Raw genomic sequence first — 1,870 nt, forward strand, 5'->3', positions numbered from 1 at the left:
CCTGTTATGAAATTGATTCTTGAGCCGAGTTTGAGATCAACCATGATATACCTTGCACCGTATTCTTCATTGCCTGAATAATCATTGAGAAGAGAAGCTGACCAATCATTTCTCATCACATCATGAGGTAGCAGTAGTTCATATACACCATTAAGCAACGATGGATCTGAGACGGGGCCCAGTTCGTAATTGCCATTGAGAAAATTAACAGGTTGGTAGTTATAATCCATAAAACCGAGAAGGGAAAGAAACTGGGTGCCCAAAGCTGACCATTCCTGCATCTCAGGATAGGCTTTCAAAATCTTATCTCGAGCATTTTGCCAACTGCCCCAGGCAAGGGGTGAAAAACGCCTGAACCGATCATAATATCTTCTCTTTGTCCTGTATTTGTTTCCTAATTTTATTTTTGCTGAAACTTGTCTTGAGAAGTTGAAATCAAATTCTACATTTACGCCTCGCGAGATTTCTGTTTCTTTGTTTGCAGAAGAGTCCATGTTTACACCTGTTAAAAATGCGTCAATAGTGTCATTCCTGGCAAAAGACGGTACATCCTCAGGAGCAGCATTCAGATCTGGATTTTTAAAGGCATTTGGTTCAGTAAAAGACCAGCTGAGAGTTCTAGGAGATACGTTTCCTGAAAAAGAATGAGCTAAAAAAGCATCAACCTTGATCCCTGAAAATTGTTGCTCATATAAAAGTGAATTCGTAGCGACCGTGATGACTCTCTGAATATCAGAAGTTCCAAATGAGCGTGAATCTTGAACAATACCATAGTTAGTGCTATGCAGGATTTCATCTTTATCAATTCTGCTGTATAGGTTCGTTAAACTGATGTTTCCATTAGGAATATTCGCATCCAGGACAAACAGCCCGTTCAATCGGTCGTTTATTCGTGTAACATCACGAAGACCTAAACTCGAAACCAAAACTATGTTTGTATCAACCAGGGAGGGCCCGTTTATCCAGTAGTTGGCCCCTAATTCATTAGAGCTCCTGTTTCGTTTTTCTGTATCGATCTGTCCCACAATTCCAAAACGGTTCCCCACGAAACGGTTACTTACATCAGCTACAAGCTTGTAATCGTTGTAGGTCTGTCTGAGAGCATTGTTACTTCCCTGAGCAATAAAATTATATTTGAATCCTTCAGCCGCCTTTTTTATCCTGAAATTCACCGTGCCACCGAGAACATCGGCATCTTTATCCGGTGTAGCGGCCTTTGTTACTTCAATCCCTTCAATCATATACTGGGAAATCATGCTTAAATCAGTGCTTCTGTCATCACTATCCGTTGACGCCATGCGAATTCCATTAATAGTCACAGCATTGTACTTGGGAGAAAGCCCACGGATAACCACCTTGTTGCCTTCTCCCCCTTCTCTTTGAATGGATACACCGGGAAGACGGGCCACTGATTCAGCTGCATTGGCATCAGGCAATTCCTGAATACGATCTGACGAGACCACATTCACAATCGACCGAGATGACAGTTGCTGGTTTATAGCGCTCATCTGCCCTCTTGCCTGAACAGTGACTGTCACCATCTCCCCCTCTATCGTCGTGTATGACAGCCTGAAATCATAGGTCAGATCCTGGCCGTCCGTTACAGTGATGCTATCCTCTTTGGTAGTATAACCAATATAGGTGGCTTTGATAAGATAATCCCCAAAAGGAACATTGGAAAAAGAGTATGATCCATTTTTATCTGCCGCGTCACCAAAGCTTGTCCCTACAAGGAATACATTGGCTCCCAATAGAGGGTCACCTGTAACAGAATCTTTGACAGTCCCGGTTATTGTAGCACCGTTTACGGATGAAAAAAGAAGGCCCAATAGCAAGATCAAAGATAATGCTAAGCTTCGCTGGTTCATTT

The 1,870-nt window shown here is 42.4% G+C and carries 1 protein-coding gene; it reads right to left on the reverse strand.

Annotation, left to right across the window (positions count from 1 at the left end):
• A partial coding sequence (locus EYO21_06020; GenBank protein HIB03365.1) for a TonB-dependent receptor occupies nt 1–1,870 on the reverse strand: 1,870 nt, incomplete at both ends.

It is taken from the genome of Candidatus Neomarinimicrobiota bacterium (genome assembly GCA_012964825.1).
Lineage (GTDB): Bacteria > Fidelibacterota > Marinisomatia > Marinisomatales > S15-B10 > UBA2125.